A 16,146-nucleotide genomic window follows, 5' to 3' on the forward strand; every position below is an offset into this window, starting at 1 on the left:
CCATGGCTGAGGCTCAGAACATCCCCGTGGGCTCGACCACCGCGGGCCAGATCGCGGTGGCCGCCGAGTCGACCGTCGCCACGCGCATGAGCGTGCCCCCGTCCTTCGACGTGGCGGACTTCCCGGTCCCGCACGGCCGCGAGGAGGAATGGCGGTTCACGCCGCTGGAGCGCCTGCGCGGCCTGCACGACGGCACCGCCGTCGCGACCGGCGCGGGCGTGAAGGTCGCCGTCGAGGCCCCCGAGGGCGTGACCGTCGAGACCGTCGGCCGCGACGACGCGCGGATCGGCCGGGCCGGTACCCCGGTGGACCGCGTCGCCGCCCAGGCGTACTCGGCGTTCGAGCAGGCCGGCGTGGTCACCGTCGCCAAGGAGACGGTGCTCACCGAGCCGATCCGCATCGCCGTGCACGGCGAGGGCGGGGTCGCCTTCGGCCACCAGGTGATCGAGCTGGGCGCCTTCGCCGAGGCCGTCGTGGTCATCGACCACACCGGTGACGCGGTCCTCGCCGCGAACGTGGACTACGTCCTGGGCGACGGTGCCAAGCTCACCGTCGTCTCCGTCCAGGACTGGGACGAGAAGGCCGTCCACGTGGCCCAGCACAACGCGCTGATCGGCCGGGACGCCTCCTTCAAGTCCGTGGTCGTCACCTTCGGCGGCGACGTGGTCCGGCTCCACCCGAGGGTCGAGTACGCCGGTCCCGGCGGCGAGGCCGAGCTGTTCGGCCTGTACTTCACCGACGCCGGGCAGCACCAGGAGCACCGCCTGCTGGTCACCCACAACACCCCGCACTGCAAGTCCAACGTCGTCTACAAGGGCGCGCTCCAGGGCGACGACGCGCACGCGGTCTGGATCGGCGACGTGCTCATCCAGGCCGCCGCCGAGGGCACGGACACCTACGAGATGAACCGCAACCTCGTCCTCACGGACGGCGCGCGCGTCGACTCGGTGCCGAACCTGGAGATCGAGACCGGCGAGATCGTCGGCGCCGGCCACGCCTCCGCCACCGGCCGCTTCGACGACGAGCAGCTCTTCTACCTGATGGCCCGCGGCATCCCCGAGCAGGACGCCCGCCGCCTGGTGGTCCGCGGCTTCTTCGCCGAGCTGGTCCAGCAGATCGGTGTCACGGACATCGAGGAGCGCCTGCTCGCCAAGATCGAGGAGGAGCTGGAGGCCTCGGTCGCATGACGTCCTTCGTACGCGCCTGTGGGCTGAGCGAGCTGGAGGAGGACACCCCGAAGCGGGTGGAACTCGACGGCACGCCGGTCTCGGTCGTGAAGACCGAGGGCGAGGTGTTCGCGATATACGACATCTGCTCGCACGCGAACGTCTCCCTCTCCGAGGGCGAGGTGGAGGACTGCCAGATCGAGTGCTGGCTGCACGGCTCCGCCTTCGACCTGCGCACCGGCAAGCCGTCCGGCCTCCCCGCGACGCGCCCCGTCCCCGTATACCCCGTAAAGATCGAAGGGGACGACGTTCTCGTCTCCCTCACCCAGGAGTCCTGAGGCACCCATGGCAACGCTTGAAATCCGAGACCTGCACGTCACCGTCGAGGCCGACAACGCCACGAAGGAGATCCTCAAGGGCGTCGACCTGACCGTGAAGCAGGGCGAGACGCACGCCATCATGGGCCCCAACGGCTCGGGCAAGTCGACGCTCGCCTACTCGCTCGCGGGTCACCCGAAGTACACGATCACCAGCGGCACCGTGCTGCTCGACGGCGAGGACGTCCTGGAGATGTCCGTCGACGAGCGCGCCCGCGCGGGCCTGTTCCTGGCGATGCAGTACCCGGTCGAGGTCCCCGGCGTCTCCGTCTCCAACTTCCTGCGCACCTCCGCCACCGCCGTCCGCGGCGAGGCCCCGAAGCTGCGCACCTGGGTGAAGGAGGTCAAGGGGGCCATGGAGCGCCTCAACATGGACCCGTCCTTCGCCGAGCGCAACGTCAACGAGGGCTTCTCCGGCGGTGAGAAGAAGCGGCACGAGATCCTCCAGCTCGAGCTGCTCAAGCCGAAGGTCGCGATCCTCGACGAGACGGACTCCGGTCTGGACGTCGACGCCCTCCGCATCGTCTCCGAGGGCGTCAACCGCGTCCGCGAGACCGGCGAGGTCGGCACCCTGCTGATCACGCACTACACGCGCATCCTGCGCTACATCAAGCCCGACTTCGTCCACGTCTTCTCCGCCGGCCGGATCGTGGAGTCCGGCGGCGCCGAGCTCGCCGACAAGCTGGAGGAAGAGGGCTACGAGGCTTACACGAAGGGTGGCGCATCCGCGTGACACAGCTGCCGGGCCTCCTCACTGAGTCCAATCTTCTTGGCGAGGCGATCCGCAAGGACTTCCCCATCCTGGACCGCGTGGTCCACGACGGCCGGAAGCTCGTGTACCTGGACAACGCGGCGACCTCGCAGAAGCCGCGCCAGGTGCTGGACGCCCTGAGCGAGTACTACGAGCGCTACAACGCCAACGTCCACCGCGGTGTGCATGTGCTCGCCGAGGAGGCCACGGCGCTGTACGAGGGCGCGCGCGACAAGGTCGCCGAGTTCATCAACGCGCCCAGCCGCGACGAGGTGATCTTCACCAAGAACGCCTCCGAGTCGCTGAACCTCGTGGCCAACATGCTGGGCTGGGCCGACGAGCCCTACCGCGTGGACCACGAGACCGAGATCGTCATCACGGAGATGGAGCACCACTCCAACATCGTGCCGTGGCAGCTGTTGGCGCAGCGCACGGGCGCGAAGCTGAAGTGGTTCGGCCTCACCGACGACGGCCGGCTCGACCTGTCCAACATCGACGAGGTCATCACCGAGAAGACGAAGATCGTCTCCTTCGTGCTGGTGTCCAACATCCTGGGCACGGTCAACCCGGTCGAGGCGATAGTCCGCCGCGCCCAGGAGGTCGGCGCGCTGGTGTGCATCGACGCCTCGCAGGCGGCGCCGCACATGCCGCTGGACGTCCAGGCCCTCCAGGCCGACTTCGTGGCCTTCACCGGCCACAAGATGTGCGGCCCGACCGGCATCGGTGTGCTGTGGGGCCGCCAGGAGCTGCTGGAGGACCTGCCTCCGTTCCTCGGCGGCGGCGAGATGATCGAGACGGTGTCGATGCACTCCTCGACCTACGCCCCGGCTCCGCACAAGTTCGAGGCGGGCACGCCGCCGATCGCCCAGGCCGTCGGTCTCGGCGCGGCGATCGACTACCTGAGCTCCATCGGCATGGACAAGATCCTCGCGCACGAGCACGCGCTCACCGAGTACGCGGTGAAGAGGCTCGCCGAGGTGCCGGACCTGCGGATCATCGGCCCGACCACGGCCGAGGACCGAGGCGCCGCGATCTCGTTCACGCTGGGCGACATCCACCCGCACGACGTGGGCCAGGTCCTCGACGAGCAGGGCATCGCGGTGCGCGTGGGCCATCACTGCGCGCGACCCGTCTGCCTGCGGTACGGAATTCCCGCGACCACGCGAGCGTCGTTCTATCTGTACTCCACGCCGGCGGAGATCGACGCTCTGGTCGACGGCCTGGAGCACGTACGGAACTTCTTCGGATGAAGGGCTGACGCGTGAAGCTGGACTCGATGTACCAGGAAGTCATCCTGGACCACTACAAGAACCCGCACGGGCGGGGCTTGCGGGATGGCGACGCCGAGGTGCACCACGTGAACCCCACGTGCGGCGACGAGATCACCCTCCGAGTGAAGTACGACGGCACGACGATCGCGGATGTCAGTTACGAGGGCCAGGGCTGTTCCATCAGTCAGGCCTCCGCCTCGGTGCTGAACGAGCTGCTGGTCGGCAAGGACCTGGCCGACGCGCAGAAGATCCAGGAGACCTTCCTGGAGCTGATGCAGTCCAAGGGCAGGATCGAGCCGGACGACGCCATGGAGGAGGTGCTGGAGGACGCGGTCGCGTTCGCCGGCGTCTCCAAGTACCCCGCCCGGGTCAAGTGCGCCCTCCTGAGCTGGATGGCGTGGAAGGACGCGACGGCCCAGGCGCTGGACGGCGCCGACGCCGAAAGGAAGACCGCATGAGCGACACCGTGGAGATGAAGCCCGCCTCGGAGGAGGAGCTTCGCGAGGCCCTGATGGACGTCGTCGACCCCGAGCTGGGCATCGACGTCGTCAACCTGGGCCTGATCTACGGCATCCACGTCGACGACGCGAACATCGCGACCGTCGACATGACCCTGACGTCCGCGGCCTGCCCGCTGACGGACGTCATCGAGGACCAGGCCAAGTCCGCCACGGACGGTCTGGTCAGCGAGTTGCGCATCAACTGGGTCTGGATGCCGCCGTGGGGCCCCGACAAGATCACGGACGACGGCCGCGAGCAGCTCCGGGCGCTCGGGTTCAACGTCTGACACGTCGCCTCGCGAAGGGGGCCGCGGCCGTGTGCCGCGGCCCCCTTCCGTATGCGCCCGGCCCGGAGGCGCGTCGATGTGTACGCTCGTACACATGGGATACCTGTGGCTCGCCGGCGCCATCGCCGCCGAGGTCGTCGCGACGACGGCGATGAAGTACGGCGAGGGCTTCAGCAGGCTCGTGCCCTCCCTCGTGACGGCTCTGGGCTACGTCGTCGCCTTCACGCTGCTCGCCCGTACCCTGCGGACCGTGTCCATCGGCACGGCGTACGCGATCTGGTCGGGCGCCGGGACGGCGACGGTCGCCGTCATCGGCCTGACGCTGTTCGGGGAGGGGCTGAGCGCCGCCAAAGTGGCCGGGATACTCCTGATCGTCGGGGGAGTGGTGGTGCTGAACCTGGGCGGTGCGCACTGATGCCCCGCCGTTACGACCCCGGCCGGCGGCAGCGGATCATCGACGCGGCGCTCCGGGTCGTGGGGGAGAAGGGCATCGCCGGCCTCAGCCATCGCTCGGTGGCCGCCGAGGCGGACGTCCCGCTCGGCTCCACGACGTACCACTTCGCCACCCTGGACGACCTGCTGGTGGCCGCTCTGGAGCAGGCCGGGGAGGGGTTCGGCGACGCGCTCGACGCCGACGGGATCCTCGCCGACCCGGACGCCGACCTCGCGGCCGGCCTCGCCCGTGCCCTCGGCGAGTGGCTGGGAGGCGACCGGCCGGGTGCGGAGCTGGAGTACGAGCTGTATCTCGCCGCGCTCAGACGCCCCGCCCTGCGTCCCGTCGCGGCGAGCTGGACGCGCCGGACGGCCGCGCGGCTGGCCGGGCGGACCGATCCGGAGACGGCCCGGGCGCTGCTGGCGCTGATGGACGGCATCTGCCTCCAGGTCCTGCTCACCGGCGGTTCCTACGACGAGGAGTACGCGCGCGGCGCGCTGGCCCGGATGATCCGCTGAGGCGGAGCCCGGCACGTGAGACACGGTTCGCTCCGGCACCCCCGCCCACGTTAGGTTTTCCCACATGACCGACACGACTGCTTCCCGCACCACCGGTGCCGTGGCCGCCGGCCTCGCCACCATCGCCTCCGACGGCACCGTTCTCGACACCTGGTTCCCGGCCCCCGAGCTGGTCGCGGACCCCGGCCCGGCCGGCACCGAGCGGCTGTCCGCCGAGCGGGCCGCGGAGCTGCTCGGCGGCGGTGCGACCGCGGCGACCGGCCCGGACGCCCGCCGGGGCGTCGAGGTGGTCGCGGTCCGTACGGTCATCGCCTCGCTGGACGAGAAGCCGATCGACGCGCACGACGTCTACCTGCGCCTGCACCTGCTCTCGCACCGCCTGGTCAAGCCGCACGGCCAGAGCCTGGACGGCATCTTCGGTCACCTCGCCAACGTCGCCTGGACCTCGCTCGGCCCGGTCGCCGTGGACGACATCGAGAAGGTGCGGCTGAACGCCCGCGCCGAGGGCCTGCACCTCCAGGTCACCTCGATCGACAAGTTCCCGCGCATGACGGACTACGTCGCCCCGAAGGGCGTGCGCATCGCCGACGCCGACCGGGTCCGCCTCGGTGCCCACCTCTCCGAGGGCACCACGGTGATGCACGAGGGCTTCGTCAACTTCAACGCCGGCACGCTCGGCACCTCCATGGTCGAGGGCCGCATCTCCGCGGGCGTCGTGGTCGGCGACGGCTCCGACATCGGCGGCGGCGCGTCCACCATGGGCACGCTGTCCGGCGGCGGCAACGTGATCATCTCCGTCGGCGAGCGCTGCCTGATCGGCGCCGAGGCGGGCGTCGGCATCGCGCTCGGCGACGAGTGCGTGGTGGAGGCCGGCCTGTACGTCACCGCGGGCACCCGCGTCACCATGCCCGACGGCCAGATCGTCAAGGCCCGCGAACTCAACGGCGCCTCCAACATCCTCTTCCGCCGCAACTCGGTCACCGGCGCGGTCGAGGCCCGCCCGAACAACGCGGTCTGGGGCGGCCTGAACGACATCCTGCACAGCCACAACTGATCGACGGCGGCCCATCGAGCGCCCTTCCACGGCTCCACCACGACGGCGGCCCGGGAGGGCGCTCGTGCGTGAGCCTCTTGTTTCACCTATCGAATGTCGATAGATTCTCATCGTAAGTCGATGGGAGGACATGGTCGTGGGAAAGCTGACAGTGCGTGCGCTGCGCGCCGTGCTCGTGGTGGTGCTCGCCGGCACCGTGTTCGTACAGGCGGGGATGGTGTGGGTGTTGGCCGCCGGGAGCGATCCGGAGGACGGGTCGCTCCCGCTGACCCCGCTGCGCGTGATCACGATTCTGGGCATGGTGTCGGCGCAGGTCGCCCTGGTCTGCGTGTGGCGGCTGGTGACCATGGTGCGACGCGGAACCGTGTTCTCCCACACCGCCTTCCGGTACGTGGACGGCGTGATCGGCGCCATCGTGGCGGCTGCCCTCCTGTGGTTCGCGGTCACCGCCCTCAACGCGCCGGGCCAGCGGGACGACCCGGGCGTCACCGTCATCATGGCCGGGGTCGGCGTGGCCATCCTGGGGGTCGCCCTCATCGTGCTCGTGCTGCGGACGCTGCTCGCCCAGGCCGTCGCGCGCGACGTCGAAGCGGCGCAGATGCAGGCCGAGTTGGACGAGGTCATCTGATGCCGATCGTCGTGGACGTCGACGTGATGCTGGCCAGGCGGAAGATGTCCGTGGGCGAGCTCGCGGACCGGGTGGGGATCACGCCCGCCAACCTCGCCGTACTCAAGAACGGCCGCGCCAAGGCGGTGCGTTTCGCGACCCTCGCCGCGCTCTGCGAGGTACTCGCCTGCCAGCCGGGCGACCTGCTCCGCTGGGAGGCCGAAGACGCGGCGGGCGGATGACGTGCCCCGGGGCGGACGTGAGCGCGCCTGGCACCAGCCGCCCGTGACACGGCACCTGGACGGCGCGGGTGTGGATCGCCGAATCCGGCTGAGCAACCGGCGCCGTCGTGCCTTCACCCGGGGCCCGTCACGCTCGGGGGAGACGGCAGGGCGGGTCGTTCCTGCCGTGCCGCCGAGGTGGGACGCCGGCCCTCACCGCCCCGTCGCGAGCCCGCCGAGCGCCTTCGCGAGCGCCGTGAAGTCCTGCGCTTGCAGGCCGACTCGCGGGTCGACGTGGTGCAGCAGTGCCGGTGCGGCGTGGTGGGCCGACACGTGGGCGGCGTCCGAGGGCCCCTGCTCGTCGTCCACCCAGGCGAAGGGGCGGCCCGCCGCGTGGGTCAGGATCGCCTCCGTCTTCCAGTGGACGCCGTCCGGCCGCTCGGCGAACAGGCAGTGCCCGAAGTCGACGTACGGCAGCTCGGGCAGCCCGACGACCGGCGCGATCCAGCGGTTGGCCTCCGCCATCCAGGTCGTGGCCCAGCACAGCTCGTAACCGAGCGCCAGCAGCGCCTGGCCGTGGGACGGGTTCAGCCACACGCGCAGCGGGCGCCCGGGGCGTACGGAGGCCCTGATCGTCACATGGCCCTCGGGGCGGCGTTCCGGCTTGGCCGCGTACGGGTTGAGCGGTCCGTCGACATCCAGGAAGAGAAGCGGGGGGGTCACACGGTCACCGTACGGCCGGGGCCCGGGTGGGGTGTGGGGGTTTCCGGGGGCCGGTTCAGGTCGCGAGGAGTTGTTCGTGCAGGGCCCGCAGTGCCTCGGTCGTCTCGTGGGGGGCGGGCAGCAGGGGTGGGCGTACCGGGCCCGCGGGGAGGCCGAGCCGGCCGAGCAGGGCCTTGGCGGTGACCGTGCCGGGCAGGCCAGCGGCCATCATCGCCTCGATCAACGGCATGGCGCCCGACTGGAGTTCGGCCGCGAGGGCCGTGTCGCCCGCGTCGAACGCGTCCAGGATGGCGGCGATCCGCCGTGGCACCGCGTTCGCGACCGTGCTCACGCAGCCAGCCCCGCCCACCGCGTACAGCGCGAGCACATGCTCGTCGCAGCCCGCGTAGTACGCCAGCTCCGTCCGCGCCAGCACCTTCTGGGTGCCGAGGAAGTCGTACGAGCAGTCCTTGACCGCGACGATCCCGGGGTGTTCGGCGAGCCGGATCATCGTCTCCGGCTCGATCCGGGTGCCGGTGCGGCCCGGGATGTCGTAGAGCATCACCGGCAGGCCGCTCGCGTCGGCGACCTGCCGGAAGTGCGCCTCCACCGCCTCCTGCGGCGGCCTGCTGTAGTACGGCGTCACCACCAGCACGCCGTCGGCGCCCGCCTTCTCCGCCGCGCGGGCCCCCTCGGCCGTGTGCCGGGTGTCCGCCGTGCCGACGCCCGCCACCAGCGCGGCCCGGTCGCCGACCGCGTCCCGGACGGCCGCGATCAGCTCCGCCTTCTCCGCGTCCGTGGTGGTCGGTGACTCGCCCGTGGTGCCGTTCAGCACCAGCCCGTCGCAGCCCTCGGCGACCAGCCGGTCCGCCAGCCGCCCGGCTCCCTCCAGGTCGAGCGCGCCCGCCTCGGTGAACGGGGTGATCATCGCGCACAGGGTGCGGCCGAAGGGTCTGCGTCGGATCGTCATAGAGGTAGTCTCGGCATCCCGATGGTGAAGCTCTACTTAATTCTTCTACGAGGTATCCGTAAGTGATGCTGACGGATCGGTGTGGTGGCCGAAGGTCCTGTGTCCAAGTCGGCCGACATGGGTCACTATGAGTCGGGACGGTCATTGACGTCGGTCATGGGAGGCACCATGAAGCTCGGCAAGGCACTGGCCACCGGAGTCGCCGAGGAGCGGCCCGTCGTCCACCAGGAGGAGCCGGAGCTCCCCGAGGAGATCACCCGCACCGCACCGGCCGAGCCGGCCCGCGAAGAGGTACCGGCGGCCCGATGAGGCTGCGGCTCCCGGTGGAACGCCCGACGGAGCCGCCGACCGGATACAAGATCGCCCACCCGGTGCTGTGGCAGGACGGCACCCGGGCCGGGTTCACCGGTGTGTCCCTGGGCGGCGCGCTGCCGTACGGCGTGCTCGACGACGCCTCCTGCGTCTACGGGCGCCGGCATCGCGCGCCCGCGCGCCTGTGCGACTGCGGCTTCCACTGCGTGCACGACCGCACGGCCGCCGAGGCCCTGCTGTGCACGGCCGAGCACCGGGCCGCGGTCCTGCTCGAGGTCTCCGTGCTCGGCGCCTACATCCGCTTCGAGCGCGGCTTCCGGTACGCCCGGCAACGGGTGCGCACGGCGACCGCGGGCCCGTGCGCCTGCGGGGCCGGCCCGGTCGCGCTCGCCGACGCCGGCTGGGGAAGACCCGGCTGGCAGGCCCTGGCACCCGCGTGCGCGGGCTGCGTGGGGGTGCGTACGTCCGTTCCGCTCGCCGCATTCGCCCGGCTGGCCGGAGAGGGGCTGCGGGTGGTGGCGGCAGCCGCCGCCCCGACCCCCGGGTTGACGGCCGACGGGGACCTGGGCGTACCCGAACTCGTGGCCGAGGCGGCCCTGTTGCAGGCCCGGCTGGACTGGTTCCAGACGCAACTCGCCCGGCTCGGCTCACCCGGGGAGAGGGGAGAGGGCAGAGGGTGACGGACCCGGGCCTGGGTACTCGGGGGATTCCGTACGGAGGAGGAGGCGGAACACGTGACCGTTACCTCGCAGACACGGCCCTCTGTCAACGGGCACCCTTCCACGGGTGAACTCGTCAGCCGGGCCACCGAACAGCTTTCCCGGCTCCTGCGGCAGGAGGTCGCCCTCGCCAAGGAGGAGCTGGCCGAGAAGGGGCGCCACGCCGGACGGGGCGGCGGACTGCTCGGTGCCGGGGGCGCCGTCGGCTACGTCGGCCTGATCACCCTGGCCGGCGCCGCCACCGCCGCGATCGCTCTCGCGCTGCCCGTGTGGGCGTCGGCGCTGATCGTCGCCGCGGTGTTCTTCGCCGTGGCCGGTCTGCTGGCCATGGCCGGACGGGCCCAGTTGCGCCGCGCCACCCCGCCCAAACCCGAGGTGACGCTCGGCAGCGTCAAGGCGGACGTCGACGTGATCAGGGAAAGGGCACACCGATGAGCCACAAGAACCCGCACGGCTCGGGCGCCAAGGGCCCCGACGAACTGCGGCACCAGATAGAGCAGACCCGCAGCCAGCTCGGCGACACCGTCGAACAACTCGTCGGCAAGGCCGATATGAAGGGCCGTGCCAAGGCCCGTGCCGCCGACCTGAAGGACAAGGCCGGCGCCATGACGGTGCAGCTCCGCTCCAGTGCCGCCCAGGCCGGGCACACAGTGCAGGAGCGGGCGGTCAGGACCGGGCACGCGATGCAGGAGCGCTCGAGCCACGCCCGGCACGCGATGCAGGACCGGTCCGGCCACGCCCGGCACGCGATGCAGGACCGCTCGGCCCCGGCCAAGCGCGCTCTTCAGGACCGCGCCACAAGTGCGAGGCACGCCCTGCAGGAGCAGGCCGCCAGTGCCGGGCACGCCCTGCAGGAGCAGGCCGCCAGCGCGGGGCACGCCCTGCAGGAGCAGGCGACCAGCGCCGGGCACGCCCTGCAGGAGCAGGCGAGCAGCGCCGGTCACGTTCTGCAGGAACGGCGTGCGCGGCACGCCGGCGGCGGCCTCCCGGAGTCCCTGCGCGGCGCGCTGGACGCGGGCAGGCGGCGCCCGGGGCCGGTCCTGGCCGCCGGTGCCCTCACCGCCGCGGCGATCGCGGGGGTCATCGCCTGGCGCCGGCAGCACAGCCGCTGTTCCTGACCCGCCCGGCCCACCGGCGAACGGGTCCCGCTGACCACCCTCACACCGAAAACTCCGTCCTCCTGGACAAAAAAAGTTTCCGGTGCGAGGGTGGTCGCATGTTGGACGTGACCGTGATCGAGGACCCCGAGGCCGCGGCCGTGTCGCTGGACCCGGTGAGGGCCCGGCTGCTCGCCGAGCTGGCCGCGGGACCGGCCTCCGCCGCCATGCTGGCCGGCCGGGTCGGACTGCCCCGGCAGAAGGTGAACTACCACCTCAAGGCGCTGGAGCGGCACGGCCTGGTCGAGCTGGCCGGGGAGCGCCGCAAGGGCAATGTCACCGAGCGGCTGATGCGGGCGACCGCCGCGTCGTACGTCATCTCGCCGGCCGCCCTCGCCGCCGTGCAGCCCGACCCGGACCGGTTCCGCGACCAGTTCTCCGCGAGGTGGCTGCTCGCGCTCGGCGCCCGCCTGGTACGGGACGTCGGCGAGCTGATCACCGGCGCGGCGAAGGCACGCAAGCGGCTGGCGACCTACGCCCTGGACGGCGAGGTCCGCTTCGCCTCCGCGGCCGACCGCGCCGCCTTCGCGCAGGAGCTGACGGCCGGCGTGAGCGCCCTGATCCGCAAGTACGACGCCCCCGGTGCCGAGGACGGCCGCGACCACCGGATCGTCGTCGCCCTCCACCCCACGGTCCGGGACCGGACCGCCCCCGAGAGCTGAGCAGGAGCCCCGCCATGCCCGAGGAATTCGAGATCGTCCGCGAATTCGAGGTCGACGCCCCGCCGGAGAAGGTCTGGGAGGCGATCACCACCGGAACCGGCGGCTATCTGTGGCCGATGGACCCGCCCGAGCCCCGGGAGGGCGGCCGGGGTCCCTTCGGGTCCACCGTCACCGTCTGGGACCCGCCCCACCGCTACACCAACCGCAGCGAGGACGTGGGCATGCCCACCCAGTCGCTCAACCAGCTCGACCACACCATCGAGCCCCGCGACGAGGGCCGCCGCGCCTGGGTGCGCTACGTCCACAGCGGCATCTTCACCGACGACTGGAACAACCAGTACGACGGCGCGAGCAAGCACACCAACTTCTATCTGCACACGCTGTGCGAGTACCTCACGCACTTCGCGCCCCGCCCGGTCGCGTTCGCGCAGGTGCACGGGCCCGCCGCCTCGGCGACGCCCAGGGCGCTCGCCGCCGTCGGCCGCGCCCTCGGTCTCGCGGACGGCACGGCCGCGGGCACGAAGGTGGGCGCCGAGGGGCCCGGCGGGCGGACCCTTGACGCCGTGCTCGACTACCGGACCCCGTACTTCATCGGGCTGCGCACCGACAACGCCCTCATCCGCTTCTTCGGACGCGGCCACTGGGGCGCCCCGCTCGGCATCAGCGTCCACGACTTCGCGCCCGACGCGGACGGCCGGGCGAACGAAGCCGCCTGGCAGGACTGGCTGAACGGCGTGTTCGGCCAGTCCTGATCCGGGACCGCGGCTACGGACGGAACCGCAGCACCTGCGGGTCGTGGTCGCTGATCTGGTCGTTGAACTCCGAGTTGACGTGCACGCTGTCGTACTCGAGGCCGCAGTCGCGCCGGATCGCCGGGCTCACCAGGATCTGGTCCAGGACCTGCTGGTTGCCCTGGTAGTCGTAGGTGTAACGCTCGCTCCTCGGCAGCGACTTGATCGCCGACCACAGCTCGCCCTCGCCCTCGAGGATCCGGGCGGTGCCGGAGAACTCGAAGTCGTTCATGTCGCCGAGCGCGATGACGTTCGCGTTCTTCTGCACCGACAGGATGTCCTTGACGAAGCCGTTCACCACGGTCGCCTGCGCGTGACGCTGGATCTCCGAGCTGCGCACCGGCGGCTGGTACTGGGACGTCAGACCCTGGTCGCCGCCCTTGGAGTTCAGGTGGTTGGCGATCACGAACACCGTCTTGCCGTGGAAGACGAACTCGCCGGCCAGCGGCTTGCGGCTGTTGGCCCAGGCCGCGTTCGCCGGGTCGATCCGGCCCGGGGAGACCGTCAGCCGCGCCTTGCCCTGCGCCTTGGTGACGCCGACCGCGGTGGTGGAGTCGCCGCCGGCGCGGTCCACGAAGGACACCCGCTCCGGGTTGAACAGGAAGGCCTGGCGGATGTTGCCGCCGGGCTCGCCGCCGTCCTGGTCGTTGACCGGGTCGATGGAACGCCAGTCGTACTTCGGGCCGCCGGCCGCGACGATCGCGTCGATCAGCTTGTTCACGGTCTGGCTCGCGTCGACCGTGCCGTCGTCCTTGGCGCCGTTGTTGTCCTGGATCTCCTCCAGGGACACGACGTCCGGCGACTGCAGGTTGTGCACGATCGCGGCGGCGTGCTGGTCGAAGGTGGCGTCCGACGGGTCGAGGTTCTCGACGTTGTACGTCGCCACCGCGAGCTCGCGGCCCGACTGCTTCTGCGTGGTCTCGCGCTGCAGGCCGCCGCTCTTCAGCGTGCCCAGCTCGCTCGCGACCAGGGTGTAGCCGCCGTACTGGTTGAAGTCCAGCGGGCCGGTGGTGCTGCCCTCCAGGGTGTCGCCGACGTTCGCCTTCGGGAAGTCGGCGGTCGGGCCCAGCGACTGGATCTGCAGCCGGCCGGTGTTCTGGGAGTCGTAGGAGCCGTAGACCGTGCCGCCGCGGCGGCTGGCGTGCTCGTGCGGCTTCACCGTGACCCACAGCTCGCTGTACGGGTCGGTCGCGGTGACCACCCGGGCGTCGGCGACCTGGACGTTCATGCCCTCCAGGGACTCGTAGTAGTCCAGGGCGTACTTCGACGGGTCCAGGGTGAGGCCGTTGACCGAGCCGGCCGCGGCGGTGTCGCCCGCGGGGGAGTAGGCGTCCGGCACCGCGTCCTCGTCGACGACGACCGGGGCCGGGACGGCGTTGCCGGCGGAGACGGCGGTGACCGTGGGCTTGGTGATCTCCGTCAGCGACTGGTTGCCGGAGGAGGCGCCGCCCGGGACGTACTCGGAGACCGTGCCGGTCACCGTGACCGAGTCGCCGACCGCGACCTTCGGCGTGGAGCTGGTGAAGACGAAGACGCCCTCGCTGGTGGCCGGGTTGTCGTCCGGCGTGGCGTCCTGCAGCCAGAAGCCCTTGGAGGAGCCGTAGGTGCGGGTGGCCGTGACGATGCCGGGAACGTCCGTGACCTTCTGCCCCGCGAACGGGGATATCCGGGTGGTGCCCTGGATGTCGTGGACGCGCACCGAGTCGGCGTGCGCCGGCGAGGTGAGGACGACGGCGGACGCCGCGCTGCAGACGGCGGCGACGGTGAGCGCGGCGAGGCGCGCGGAAGACCTGCTCGGCAAGGGGATCCCTCCGGGGACGTGACTGGGCGCCGGGACGAGGGTGTAACGGCAGCGTGTGGGACTCGTGGCCCTCTGTGACACGCGTAGAGCCGAGTGAACAGTTGTCCCCCCAACTTCTACGCGCGTCAATCTCCTGCCTGCGGCGGGGAGTTGTCAAGGTTTCGGCCATGTACGGTGCCCGGCGGGTAGATGAACCGGGCGGCATGGGTGGAAATCCGTCTAGGCTGAGCGGCTGAGCCCTTTCACGGTCCTAGGAGAGTCAGCCGATGTCAGACAGCTCCCCCCTGCCGCCCGTGCGGCTGCGTCCCGAAGCGGAGCTGGCGCGCGCCGCGCTGTCCACACCGTTGCTCTCCCGCGCCGCCCGCCTCGCCCGCTGGGCGGGGCCGGACACCCGGGTCGACGCCGGGGGCGGACTGGTCGAGGAGCAGCTTCCGGCCGCCGCCGAACTGCTCGGGCTGAGCGGGGACGACGCCGCCGCCCACGCGAGCGAGGCCTGGCGGGTGGCCGTGGACGCCGGTCTGGTCGCGGTCACCGACGAGGAGGCCGGGACCGTGGCCGCCGGGGAGGAACTGCCGCTGCTCACCGCCGGTTCCCCGCACGACGTGCTCACCGTGTGGCTCAGCGCCCTGGAGACGGTCGTCGCGGACGCGAGCGTGCCTGACCTGGACGGCCTGCTCGACGCCATGGACGAGGGCGGCGAGATCGATTTCGCGTCACTCGACTGGGACCCGGAGGCCGAGGCGGAGTTCCTCGACGGTGTCCTCGCCACCCTCTACGCACTGACGGTCAGTGAGGGCGGCTCGGGTGACGGCCCGGTACCGCTGCCCGCCCTGGCCGCGTCGGTGATCGTCCCCGGAGACATGGGCGAGCCCACCAACGACGTCCTGGAGCAGGTCTCCGACGCGATGATGCGCCTCGACGATCAGTTCCGGATGCTGGAGCCGGTCGGACTCGTCGAGTACCAGCCGGTGGACGAGGCACTGATGGCCGACGCCGACGAGGAACCCGCCGCACCGGTGGACGACACCGACGTCTCCCGCTACGGCATGGTCCGGCTGACCCCGCTCGGCGCGTACGGGCTGCGGGCACGGCTGCTGGAGGCCGGCTTCGAGGCGCCCGCGGTCGGCGAACTCGCCGACAAGGGCGCGGACGCGCTGCTCGACGGCACCTCCCGCTTCGGTCAGTCCGCCGCCCGCGCCGAGACCGAGCAGTGGCTGGCCCGGCGCGAACCGCTCGTCTCGGCCCGGGAGTTGCTGGCGGCGGCGCGCGGCACCGACCCCGGGGCACCGCTGCGCCGGCTGCGCTGCCAGCAGGCGCTGTCCCTGGTCGGCGCGGAGGCCGAGCCGGCGCTGCGGGACGTCCTCGACGACCCCGAACTGGGCGGGCTCGCCCGGGTCTGGCTCAGCGAACACGGCGCCTCCGGGGTGCCCGCGCCCTCCCAGGAGCTGGTGTTCTGGCTGACCGTCGACACCCTGGCCGCGCAGCTCCAGGCCGAGGGGAACTCCGAGGAACTGCAGGCCCTGGTGGAGGGACTGGCCGAGCAGCACACCGGGTTCTTCGCGGCGGCGTGGCGGGTGGACCACCCCGCGACCGCCGACGTGCTGGAGGCGATGGGTCGGCTGCATCCGGACAAGAAGGTGGCCAAGGAGGCGCGCAAGGCCGCCTTCAAGGCCCGCTCGCAGCACGGCGGCTGACAGCGGCCGCGGCCGGTTCCTTTACCGGCCATGGGGCAGTGCGTACGGATTCATGGAACAGGCCCCCCTGTAGCAGCCCGGCGTTCAACTCCCGTTCAGCACCGGACGGGAGCGTGAGCGCCGACCTCAGGACGCCACCCTCCACGGCACGCC

The 16,146-nt window shown here is 71.6% G+C and carries 21 protein-coding genes; 18 read left to right on the top strand and 3 right to left on the bottom strand.

Features of this window, described 5'->3' with window-relative positions; translation table 11 throughout:
* The first annotated feature begins 2 nt into the window (after positions 1-2).
* The 11 genes from sufD (at position 3) to ACZ6B1_RS23570 (ending at position 7,206) form a co-directional block, all read left to right on the top strand.
* Positions 3-1,187 carry a Fe-S cluster assembly protein SufD gene (gene sufD / locus ACZ6B1_RS23520; protein WP_468781302.1) on the top strand — a complete coding sequence of 395 codons (1,185 nt, stop codon included), beginning with the start codon at positions 3-5 and terminating at the stop codon, positions 1,185-1,187.
* Positions 1,184-1,504, top strand: a complete 321-nt coding sequence (locus ACZ6B1_RS23525) for a non-heme iron oxygenase ferredoxin subunit (RefSeq protein WP_014671978.1) — start codon at positions 1,184-1,186, stop codon at positions 1,502-1,504. The genes sufD and ACZ6B1_RS23525 overlap by 4 nt, the downstream gene beginning before the upstream one ends.
* A 7-nt stretch (positions 1,505-1,511) precedes the next feature.
* Positions 1,512-2,276: a Fe-S cluster assembly ATPase SufC gene (gene sufC / locus ACZ6B1_RS23530; protein ID WP_468781304.1), complete on the top strand. Its 765-nt coding sequence runs from the start codon at positions 1,512-1,514 to the stop codon at positions 2,274-2,276.
* Positions 2,273-3,544 (top strand): cysteine desulfurase, encoded by a 1,272-nt coding sequence (locus ACZ6B1_RS23535; protein ID WP_468781306.1) that lies wholly within the window; start codon positions 2,273-2,275, stop codon positions 3,542-3,544. The genes sufC and ACZ6B1_RS23535 overlap by 4 nt, the downstream gene beginning before the upstream one ends.
* 11 nt (positions 3,545-3,555) lie before the next feature.
* A complete protein-coding gene (sufU, locus tag ACZ6B1_RS23540) occupies positions 3,556-4,023 on the top strand; it encodes a Fe-S cluster assembly sulfur transfer protein SufU (RefSeq protein WP_468781308.1) in 468 nt (155 codons plus the stop codon).
* On the top strand, positions 4,020-4,352 hold the full coding sequence (locus ACZ6B1_RS23545) for a metal-sulfur cluster assembly factor (protein WP_131569140.1): 333 nt from the start codon (positions 4,020-4,022) through the stop codon (positions 4,350-4,352). Before sufU ends, ACZ6B1_RS23545 begins: the two co-directional genes overlap by 4 nt.
* A gap of 94 nt (positions 4,353-4,446) precedes the next feature.
* Complete coding sequence (locus ACZ6B1_RS23550; RefSeq protein WP_468781311.1) at positions 4,447-4,767, top strand: DMT family transporter; 321 nt, start codon at positions 4,447-4,449, stop codon at positions 4,765-4,767.
* Positions 4,767-5,303 (top strand): TetR/AcrR family transcriptional regulator, encoded by a 537-nt coding sequence (locus tag ACZ6B1_RS23555; RefSeq protein ID WP_468781313.1) that lies wholly within the window; start codon positions 4,767-4,769, stop codon positions 5,301-5,303. Before ACZ6B1_RS23550 ends, ACZ6B1_RS23555 begins: the two co-directional genes overlap by 1 nt.
* Positions 5,304-5,367: 64 nt before the next feature.
* The gene (gene dapD / locus ACZ6B1_RS23560; RefSeq protein WP_468781314.1) at positions 5,368-6,357 is read left to right on the top strand and encodes a 2,3,4,5-tetrahydropyridine-2,6-dicarboxylate N-succinyltransferase; all 990 of its coding nucleotides are present in this window, start codon (positions 5,368-5,370) and stop codon (positions 6,355-6,357) included.
* 136 nt (positions 6,358-6,493) lie between these two features.
* Entirely contained in the window at positions 6,494-6,985 is a 492-nt protein-coding gene (locus tag ACZ6B1_RS23565; RefSeq protein WP_468781316.1) for a DUF2975 domain-containing protein, read from the top strand.
* Complete coding sequence (locus ACZ6B1_RS23570; protein WP_468781317.1) at positions 6,985-7,206, top strand: helix-turn-helix domain-containing protein; 222 nt, start codon at positions 6,985-6,987, stop codon at positions 7,204-7,206. The genes ACZ6B1_RS23565 and ACZ6B1_RS23570 overlap by 1 nt, the downstream gene beginning before the upstream one ends.
* A 192-nt stretch (positions 7,207-7,398) precedes the next feature.
* Here the strand turns inward: ACZ6B1_RS23570 and ACZ6B1_RS23575 are convergent, their stop codons facing one another.
* Both ACZ6B1_RS23575 and dapA read right to left on the bottom strand, forming a co-directional pair.
* A complete protein-coding gene (locus tag ACZ6B1_RS23575) occupies positions 7,399-7,908 on the bottom strand; it encodes an HAD domain-containing protein (protein ID WP_468781318.1) in 510 nt (169 codons plus the stop codon).
* A gap of 55 nt (positions 7,909-7,963) precedes the next feature.
* Positions 7,964-8,857 (bottom strand): 4-hydroxy-tetrahydrodipicolinate synthase, encoded by an 894-nt coding sequence (gene dapA, locus ACZ6B1_RS23580; protein ID WP_468781320.1) that lies wholly within the window; start codon positions 8,855-8,857, stop codon positions 7,964-7,966.
* A gap of 168 nt (positions 8,858-9,025) precedes the next feature.
* Between dapA and ACZ6B1_RS23585 the strand changes: the two genes are divergently transcribed.
* The 6 genes from ACZ6B1_RS23585 (at position 9,026) to ACZ6B1_RS23610 (ending at position 12,459) form a co-directional block, all read left to right on the top strand.
* Positions 9,026-9,166, top strand: a complete 141-nt coding sequence (locus tag ACZ6B1_RS23585) for a hypothetical protein (RefSeq protein WP_468781322.1) — start codon at positions 9,026-9,028, stop codon at positions 9,164-9,166.
* On the top strand, positions 9,163-9,849 hold the full coding sequence (locus ACZ6B1_RS23590) for a hypothetical protein (protein WP_468781324.1): 687 nt from the start codon (positions 9,163-9,165) through the stop codon (positions 9,847-9,849). The genes ACZ6B1_RS23585 and ACZ6B1_RS23590 overlap by 4 nt, the downstream gene beginning before the upstream one ends.
* Positions 9,850-9,903: 54 nt before the next feature.
* Positions 9,904-10,323, top strand: coding sequence for a phage holin family protein (locus ACZ6B1_RS23595; protein WP_468781326.1), 420 nt, complete (start codon positions 9,904-9,906; stop codon positions 10,321-10,323).
* Complete coding sequence (locus ACZ6B1_RS23600) at positions 10,320-11,006, top strand: DUF3618 domain-containing protein (protein WP_468781328.1); 687 nt, start codon at positions 10,320-10,322, stop codon at positions 11,004-11,006. Before ACZ6B1_RS23595 ends, ACZ6B1_RS23600 begins: the two co-directional genes overlap by 4 nt.
* Before the next feature lie 98 nt (positions 11,007-11,104).
* Positions 11,105-11,707, top strand: a complete 603-nt coding sequence (locus tag ACZ6B1_RS23605; RefSeq protein WP_451206927.1) for an ArsR/SmtB family transcription factor — start codon at positions 11,105-11,107, stop codon at positions 11,705-11,707.
* A gap of 14 nt (positions 11,708-11,721) precedes the next feature.
* A complete protein-coding gene (locus tag ACZ6B1_RS23610) occupies positions 11,722-12,459 on the top strand; it encodes an SRPBCC family protein (protein WP_468781330.1) in 738 nt (245 codons plus the stop codon).
* 13 nt (positions 12,460-12,472) lie between these two features.
* On the opposite strand, the gene ACZ6B1_RS23615 is transcribed toward ACZ6B1_RS23610, so the two are convergent.
* The gene (locus ACZ6B1_RS23615) at positions 12,473-14,299 is read right to left on the bottom strand and encodes an endonuclease/exonuclease/phosphatase family protein (RefSeq protein ID WP_468781332.1); all 1,827 of its coding nucleotides are present in this window, start codon (positions 14,297-14,299) and stop codon (positions 12,473-12,475) included.
* A 266-nt stretch (positions 14,300-14,565) separates the two neighbouring features.
* On the opposite strand from ACZ6B1_RS23615, the gene ACZ6B1_RS23620 reads away from it, so the two are divergent.
* Positions 14,566-15,993: a hypothetical protein gene (locus tag ACZ6B1_RS23620; protein WP_468781334.1), complete on the top strand. Its 1,428-nt coding sequence runs from the start codon at positions 14,566-14,568 to the stop codon at positions 15,991-15,993.
* Positions 15,994-16,146 lie beyond the last annotated feature (153 nt).

Source organism: Streptomyces sp. NPDC041129 (assembly GCF_055592265.1).